This window comes from Blautia sp. HCP3S3_B11 (genome assembly GCF_052064435.1).
Classification (GTDB): Bacteria; Bacillota; Clostridia; order Lachnospirales; family Lachnospiraceae; genus Blautia_A.
Genome location: NZ_JBQHVP010000007.1, coordinates 177,545 through 185,926 on the forward strand (window position 1 = coordinate 177,545; position 8,382 = coordinate 185,926).

Annotated in this window: 5 protein-coding genes and 1 other annotated feature; of the genes, 1 reads left to right on the plus strand and 4 read right to left on the minus strand. The window is 41.9% G+C overall.

The genetic code is table 11. The features are described from left to right. Nucleotides 1-302 precede the first annotated feature (302 nt). The 4 genes from thrS to rsxC all read right to left on the minus strand — a co-directional run bounded on the left by thrS (nucleotide 303) and on the right by rsxC (nucleotide 6,669). Complete coding sequence (thrS, locus tag ACTNC0_RS07380; protein WP_441086899.1) at nucleotides 303-2,264, minus strand: threonine--tRNA ligase; 1,962 nt, start codon at nucleotides 2,262-2,264, stop codon at nucleotides 303-305. Between the two features lie 180 nt (nucleotides 2,265-2,444). Further along, nucleotides 2,445-2,650, minus strand: a binding site (T-box leader). A 365-nt stretch (nucleotides 2,651-3,015) separates the two neighbouring features. Continuing rightward, entirely contained in the window at nucleotides 3,016-3,894 is an 879-nt protein-coding gene (locus ACTNC0_RS07385) for a methylenetetrahydrofolate reductase (protein ID WP_117674333.1), read from the minus strand. Between the two features lie 188 nt (nucleotides 3,895-4,082). Beyond that, nucleotides 4,083-4,703: a methylenetetrahydrofolate reductase C-terminal domain-containing protein gene (locus ACTNC0_RS07390; RefSeq protein WP_117844161.1), complete on the minus strand. Its 621-nt coding sequence runs from the start codon at nucleotides 4,701-4,703 to the stop codon at nucleotides 4,083-4,085. A gap of 1 nt (nucleotide 4,704) precedes the next feature. Continuing rightward, complete coding sequence (rsxC, locus tag ACTNC0_RS07395) at nucleotides 4,705-6,669, minus strand: electron transport complex subunit RsxC (RefSeq protein ID WP_117674331.1); 1,965 nt, start codon at nucleotides 6,667-6,669, stop codon at nucleotides 4,705-4,707. Nucleotides 6,670-7,277: 608 nt separating this feature from the next. On the opposite strand from rsxC, the gene ACTNC0_RS07400 reads away from it, so the two are divergent. Next, nucleotides 7,278-7,970 (plus strand): hypothetical protein, encoded by a 693-nt coding sequence (locus tag ACTNC0_RS07400; protein WP_441086900.1) that lies wholly within the window; start codon nucleotides 7,278-7,280, stop codon nucleotides 7,968-7,970. Nucleotides 7,971-8,382 lie beyond the last annotated feature (412 nt).

Here is an 8,382-nt window from a genome sequence, read left to right on the forward strand (position 1 = left end):
ATAAATTCGCGCGGTATGTCTCGGGTTTTCTGTTGCCAGGCATCCGTAAGAAGCTGCCGGTGGCAGGTTCTGTAGGTGACCTTCGCTCACAAAAAACACCTCGCGGGATATTACCAGTGAACAGTAACAATATCTTGTCTTTTAAGCATATTCACGCTCAATAACGTCACGTTTACGCTGGCATTTTACACCATCTAATGAGTATGCCCCGATACTTGAAATTAACAATAATAAGAAAAAGCAGGGGCTGTTTTTAGTCCCTGCTTTCCTCTTCGTAACAATACAATACTTGTAGTTACAAATTATTTATTCTCTTCCTGAACTTCAATCTTACGGATAGTCTTATTCTTGATTTCTTCTTTGATTGCTGCGAGGAAGTCGTCAAGTTCTTTCGTTCCTTCATCGCCAAGGTAACGGCTTCTTACAGAAACTTTGCCTTCTTCTTCCTCTTTAGCACCAACGATGAGCATATATGGAACTCTTGCAAGACGTGCTTCACGGATCTTGTAGCCCATCTTTTCGGAACGCTGGTCAACGGAGCAGCGGATTCCGTTTTCTTTTAACTGTGCTTCAACTTTGGCAGCATAGTCGTGGAATTTCTCGGAAATCGGAATGACACGAACCTGTTCCGGGCAAAGCCATGTTGGGAACATACCTGCATATTTCTCAATCAGCCATGCCAGTGTTCTCTCATAGCATCCCATGGATGTACGATGGATGATGTATGGACGCTGTTTTTCGCCGTTTTCGTCGATATAGTACATATCGAACTGTTCAGCAAGAAGAGCATCCCACTGGATTGTGATCATTGTGTCTTCTTTTCCGTATACGTTCTTGGCGTTGATATCAACCTTAGGTCCGTAGAATGCAGCTTCTCCGACATCCTCTGTAAATGGAATATTCAGCTCTTCAAGCATCTGGCGGATATGGCCTTCTGTCTCTTCCCATACTTCCGGTGCACCAATATATTTTTCTCTGTTATTCGGATCCCATTTGGAAAGATGGTAAGTTACATCTTCTTCTACGCCGAGAACCTGCAGACAGTACTGAGCAAGTGCGATACAGTCTTTGAACTCTTTCACCATCTGGTCTGGTCTTACAATCAGATGTCCTTCAGAAATCGTAAACTGACGTACACGTGTCAGACCATGCATTTCGCCGGAATCCTCGTTACGGAACAGAGTAGATGTTTCACCGTAACGAAGTGGCAGGTCACGGTAGCTGTGCTGTTCAGCTTTGTATACATAGTACTGGAATGGGCATGTCATTGGACGAAGTGCAAATACTTCTTTATCTGTTTCTTCATCTCCGAGGACGAACATACCGTCTTTGTAATGATCCCAGTGACCGGAAATCTTGTAAAGATCACTCTTAGCCATTAATGGAGTTTTAGTTCTTACATAGCCACGTTTTGTCTCTTCGTCTTCAATCCAACGCTGAAGTTCCTGCATGATGATGACACCGTTTGGCATGATAAGCGGAAGTCCCTGTCCGATTACATCTACAGTTGTAAAGATTTTCATCTCACGGCCAAGTTTGTTGTGGTCACGTCTCTTTGCTTCTTCCATCTGCTCAAGATGCTCTTTCAGTTCATCTTTGGAAGCATAAGCTGTTCCGTAGATACGTGTCAGCATTGCGTTCTTTTCGCTGCCTCTCCAGTAAGCACTGGAAGAAGAGAGAAGCTTGAATGCTTTCACACCTTTTACGCTCATAAGGTGAGGTCCTGCACAGAGATCTGTCCAGTCTCCCTGAGAATAGAAGGAGATTTCTGCTCCATCCGGAAGGTCTTCTACGAGTTCTACTTTATATGGCTCGTTTTTCTCTTTAAAGTATGCAATAGCGTCTTCTCTTGATTTTGCGAAACGCTCGATTTTTGCGCCTTTTTTGATGATCTTCTTCATTTCTTTTTCGATTGCATCCAGGTCATCACGGGAAAATGGAGGACAGTCGAAATCATAGTAGAATCCGGTATCGATAGAAGGTCCGATAGCAACCTTTGCATCCGGATATAAGGTCTGTACTGCCTGAGCAAGTACGTGGGATGCTGTATGACGAAGAACTGCAAGTCCTTTCTCATCTTTGGCTGTGAGGATGTTTAATTCGCAGTCACTGTCAAGAACTGTTCTTAAGTCAACAACTTCTCCGTTTACTTCTCCTGCACAGGCTGCACGTGCAAGTCCCTCGCTGATGTCGTAAGCGATGTCGATTACTGATTTAGCTTCGGCGTATTCTTTTTTTGAGCCGTCTTTTAATGTTACGATCATGGTCATTATCTCCTTTTTATAATTTGTTTTTATATTTTTCAGATGCACACTGACTTATAGTACAGCATGCCAATCCAAAATATATAGCAGAATTCCTTAAAAAAATTCTGCCGGTGCTTTTGTACTGCAAAGGGGCAAAAGAAAGAAATAAAAAAATCCCCTACAGTACGGTTAAATACTGTAGGGGACGAGATATCATATACTCGCGGTTCCACCCCGATTGTTCTGTTTTATCAGAACCACTTCATTTGATGGTAACGGAATCACCGGACTGTATTAAAGTCACTCAGAGGTGGTCTTCGGCTGGTTCGCGATAAAATGCTTGCACCAAAATGCATTTCTCTCTGTAACGTTTCTCAGCGTACTCTTCTCTTCAGCGTGTTGGTCTTTCTTATCTTTTCTGCCGCCTATTATAAACTTGAAGAATAAATTTGTCAATCATCAAAATGCTAAAAATTACTGTTCTCACGATTCCGTGATATACAATACTCCTTAGGTTTTGCACAAAGAGATTCATATTTTTACATTACAAAGTGTCTTGCTGCAAACAGAGTGAACAATAAAGATATAATACAAAAAGCTGCCCGTCCACATACATTTTCATATGTGAACAGGGCAGCTCCTCATGTACTTTTTATGATATATCTCAGTTCATTACCTTATAATCTCAATGTCTGGCGGATATTTGTAATCCGCTTTCTCTATCTGGTCCTATACCAGATAACAGATTCGGCTAATTTCCTCGTAAAAATCAGATCTCAGCCAGTTTCAGCAGATCCGGGATCTTGGATTCCCAGCCAAGTGCCATGATATGTACACCCTGACAGTATGGCTTGCACTCTTTGATGATACGTGCAGCGATCTCAACACCTGTGATACCTGCTTTTGTCTTTTCTTTGTCAGCTTTGAGTTCCTCGATCATCTCATCCGGAACGTGGATACCGGCAACGTTGTTGTTCATGAATTTAGCCATTCCAGCGGATTTCGGAATGATGATACCAACCTGTACCGGTTTTCCGAACTGTTTTGCTTTCTCCATGAATTTGATGAATTTCTCCGGCTCAAATACAGCCTGTGTCTGGAAGTAATCTGCACCTGCTGCAACTTTTCTTTCCATCTTTGCAAGCTGTGCATCAACGGAATCGCTGCATGGAGATACAACAGCACCTTTGGAGAATTTAGGCGGCTCACCAACCAATTCATTTCCCCCAAGGTCTACACCGGATTCCAGAAGCTTCACTGTGTGAAGAAGGGATACGGAATCAAGGTCAAATACCGGTTTTGCCTGTGGGTGGTCACCCATCTTTGTATGGTCACCTGTCAGACAGAGAATATTCTCGATACCAAGCATTGCTGCACTTAAAAGGTCAGATTCCAGAGCGATACGGTTTCTGTCACGGCATGCAAGCTGGAAAATCGGATCCATACCGGCATCCTTAAGAACCTTACACATAGCAAGAGATCCAAGACGCATAACAGAAGACTGGTTATCTGTTACGTTAACTGCATGAACATCTTTGAGATAAGTTTTGGCTTCTTCTACCAGCTCATCTACATGGATTCCTTTTGGCGGTCCCACCTCTGCAGAAACTACAAATTCACCACGATCGAATAATTCTTTCATTTTCATTGTACATTACTCCAATCAATATAATTAATCTTGAATACTGTCCACTCCATTTATATACATTCCACAAAACATAGCTACAAAGCATATCTGCAATACTCATACAATGCTCAAATATTCTGGTCTTATGCCCTGTATATAAATCCGCGCTGCAATTCTAAGTGGACAGTATCGTAACTTATGCTTCTATATTATTTCACATCATCATCTGTTGCGAAATTATGAATCTGTGTCGGGCATTTCAGCAGATCAAGGCGTCCGATCTCTTTCAGACGTCTGTAGATGCGCTCCCATCCACATTCCATATCGCTGTCCACTTCGCATTTGCCATTCTTGGAACCGCCGCACTGGCCGTTTACAAGACTCTTGGAACATGCTGTGATCGGGCAGATTCCGCCGGTAAGGTTCAGATAACACTCACCACACTGATCACATTTATATTCTAACGGTGTCACGCCCTGGAAACCAGGTACCGGATATGTATCGCAGGCTGCGCATACTTTCTTGTCATCCAGATATTCTGAAATGGTCTGTACACCAACACCACAGGAGAATACTAAAACAAGATCAGACTCTTTGATCTTATCCATATGTTTCTTAAGACGTAACTGCATATTTTCCGGATTACAGATATAATCCGTTGTCATAATTCCTGTCACATTTCCTTCAGCGGAGAGCTCCTTCTGAAGTTCAACAGCTTCTTTTTCCGGAAAACGAACTTCTTTACATCCATGGCAGTTAATGATGAAAACTTTCTTTCCAGCTGTCAGTGATGTGATAGTTTCTTTTGCTTTTAACTGGGTTATTAACATATTACTTCATCCCCCTTACTGCATTTTTTCCGGCTTTGATACTGTTAATGATCGGAATCTTGGAAGAACAGATATACTGACAGCATCTGCACTCAACACAATCCATAACGCTCATGTCTTTCATAGCCTGCCAGTTCTCTTCCTTCGCATATTTCACGAAATACAGTGGAGAAAGTTCCATCGGACATACATCCACACAACGTCCACACTTGATACATGGCTGCTCTTTCGTCTCGTCTGTATCGATCGCGATAATACCGTTGGAGCCCTTCATCATAGGAACTTCCAGAGTACTCAGAGGGAATCCCATCATAGGTCCACCCATCTTAACAAGTACATCATCATCTGTAAATCCACCACAGTAATCGATCAGCTCTTTTACGCTGGTACCGATCTTGATGATAAAGTTGCCCGGGTTCTTAATCTTCTCGCCTGTTACAGTTGCAACACGCTCAACCAGAGGCATACCTTTCTGGATCGCATCGGAGATTGCTTTTACGGTACTGATATTATCTACTACAACACCAACATCTGCCGGAAGACCACCGCTTGGAACCTTTCTGCCCATAACGCGCTTGATGAGAGTTTTCTCAGCGCCCTGCGGGTATTTGGTTCTTGCAACAAATACTTCCATATTTCCGATATTGGCAACTTTTTCCTGCATTAATTCGATGGCATCCGGCTTGTTATCCTCGATAACGATGATACCCTTCTCGGCACCTGTTGTCTTAAGGATTGCTTTCAGACCAAAGATGATGTCATCTGCAAACTCAAGAAGAACTCTGTGGTCAGCTGTAAGAAGCGGCTCACACTCACATCCGTTGAGGAGAATGGTATCAACCGGTTTCGCCGGTTTCAGTTTGACACATGTCGGGAAACCTGCGCCACCCATACCAACGATTCCTGCTTCACGGATGATGTCGATAATCTCATCCGGAGTCAGGCTGTCGAGATCACCATGTGGCTGTACGGATTCGTGCAGAGTATCTTTTCCATCCGATTCAATAACAACAGCCATCACTTCACTGCCTCTTGTGCCATGCATACGAGGCTCAACAGCAACTACGGTTCCGCTTACGCTGGAATGTACCGGAGCACTGATAAATCCGGCAGCTTCACCAATCTTCTGTCCGACTTTGACAGTGTCACCTACCTGAACGATCGGGTTCGCCGGTGCGCCCAGATGCTGTGACATGGAGATTACGAGTGTCTTCGGCTCAGGGAATCTCTTAAGTGCGATATGCTCGCTTAATTCCTTGCGCTCTGACGGATGAACACCACCATAATATCCATTCAGTCTGTCATCTCTGATTGATTTCACATAATCGTTGATAACTTTGAAATTAACTTTAGAGAAATCGCGAACCTGTACCGGCTGATTGAGGAATTCCTCGAGACGACCCTGTTTTGCCAGTCTCTGATAAATCTTCTCCCATGCACAGTCTTTATTCGGATCTACTTCACATTTGCCATTCTTAGCTCCGCCGCACTGTCCGTTGACAAGACTCTTAGAACAGTCAACGATAGGACAGACACCTCCGGTAATATTCAGATAGCACTGTGCACATGCGTCACAGCTCTTCTTTGTAAGTGCCATGCCATGATGTCCTCTGTAATTCAGAGTATTGCTTGCTGCAACAACCGGCTTACCAGCCAGATCTGCAACTGTCTGAATACCAAGACCACAGGAGATCACTACTACATTCTCTGTACCTTCCGGTATCAGATCCTGTAATTTTCTCTCTGTGTGCATCTTGTTACATAAGAAATCAACTTTCGCACTACCTGTGACAGTTTTTCCCTCTGCTGCGGCAAATTTCAGGAACTCATCGCAATCCGGTTCGTCAACTGTCTCAAATTCCTTGAAACACTTATTACAGGCAATTACAAACAAATTGTCCTTACCGCTCAGCACTGATGAAAGTTCATCACTGCTTTTCAGCTTGTACTTAGTATAGTTTTCCAATTGCTCACCTTCCTTATGATTAAGATTATATCCTTATGATTATCCGCTCTTATCCGTTCCCTCCTTCTCTGCACTCAAAAAAAGAACCAATAAAACCAGATAAATAAGTTCGTAAGTATTACTTATTAAATGTACCACAAAATGGGTAGATTATCCAGTTTTATTGGCTGTTTTTATAAAATTATTTTATAATTTTTCAATAATTCATCTATCAATCAGTAATTTACCCTTTTGGAGAACATATTTTTTATGATAATCCAATTTCACCCTTCTTTTATGGCATTTTTTCATTCATGGAAACTCTTGCATTTTTATAAATCTTTTAGCTCTGCTTTATCCCTTTTGATTGTACTTCACGCGATCAGACTTCTACATTTTCTAGACCCCTACATTTTCTCAGCAGAAAAAGAATCCTGTATTTTTCAGTAAGAATATTGATCTGAAGCAAAAAACAGATTACTGAAATGAAAATACTAACCATTAGTTAATAGAAATTTCCTCTTTCCTATTATATGGTAACTATAGAATAAACTTGGGCAAAGCGTTACGTGTACCAAAAGTCATAATATTTGCCTGAAACTATTATTATCATGTAAGGAGGAGATTTTATGAGTATGAAGGATCGCTTTATAAAAAAACGCAGAAGCTATCTGGTATTTTTCTTTCTGACAGCATTTGCCGTACTTTCATTTTTTCCAAGGCTGACACTGGCTGCTTCCAAGCCAACTGCCAAACAGCTTAAAGTAAGCTGCAGAGGATTCCAATATGACAACGATACCGCAAAGTTATATCTGAAGCTGAATCTGAAAAATACTTCCAGTTACACAATTACAAAAGTAAGGATGGAATATGAGCTCCCAATCATGGAGGATGGAACCATAACCCAGACCTTCAGTGTAACAATCAATCCCGGAAAAACAGTAAACAAGACTGTTTATGTTGGAAAAATGACTCAGCAGCCATATAAATCACCTAAGGTAAAATGCTTATCGTTCTGGTACCGGTCAGCCACCCCTAAGCTAAGCCAGCTCAAGGTCAGCTACAAGGGATATGATTATAATCCCAACACCGGAGAGCTGTATATAACTGCCCGTATGCAAAACACTTCAAGTTATACCATTACAAAGGTAACAATGTATTTTGAGATACCGCTGGATGAAACTGCAACGCCCACCAAAACCTACAATGTAAACATTCCAGCCGGAAAGACCAAAAATTACAGATTCAAAATCGGAAGGATGGCGGATGCCCCAGATGGAAAAACGAAAGTGCAATGTAAGAAATTCTGGTATAAGAAGTAGCATCCCACTGCTTCAGTAAGATCACTGCAATACAAAAGCAATACCTGCGAAATAAGTATTCCGCTCACTTGTTTCTCGCCAAAGTCAATCTATATGATACGCCCACATGCACATTCTCCTGACAGATCCGCACCATTTTAAATGGGCTGAAAAACAAATCAAGCATCAGCATATCCGGTGATCTTTCTCCTGGATATATCTGATGCTTTTTTTCTTCTCTCTTTCCACTCTATTTCCGATTTTATAATTCTTTTATAGATCTTTTAGCGCTGCTTTATCCTTTTTAGGTGTACTTCACAGGGTCAGACCCTGACATTTTAATGTGAACTTCCAGTTTTTTTCCGCCTAAATCAAGTGTCGCTATATCTGCGACTCAAAATAATTCTATTTTTCCGTCTTTTCTCCATCTGAT